General features: G+C 60.0%; 1 pseudogene. It reads left to right on the top strand.

From position 1 onward, the window contains the following. Positions 1 to 255: pseudogene (locus DNK49_RS23750) on the top strand (IS1634 family transposase); the annotation flags it as partial.

The raw sequence follows: 255 nt of genomic DNA, 5'->3' as shown, positions 1-255 counted from the left end.
ATCTGGCTGAGGAGCTGTTCAGCTACCACATCGACGACAAGGCGAAGCGTCTTGCCGAAATGATGGACGGCAAGCTGCTGCTGGTGACCAACGCCGAGGGGCTTTCCGCGCAGAACGTGATTCAGCGTTACAAATCGCTCGCCGATATCGAGCGCGGTTTCAAGGTGCTCAAGTCCGAGATCGAGATCGGCCCGGTGTATCACCGTCTGCCCGAGCGGATCCGCGCGCACGCGTCGATCTGCTTCATGGCGCTGA

Source organism: Parazoarcus communis SWub3 = DSM 12120 (assembly GCF_003226565.1).
Classification (GTDB): domain Bacteria; phylum Pseudomonadota; class Gammaproteobacteria; order Burkholderiales; family Rhodocyclaceae; genus Parazoarcus; species Parazoarcus communis.
Note: the sequence above shows the minus strand (reverse complement) of the source record. Positions and strands in the feature narration are given on the sequence as shown.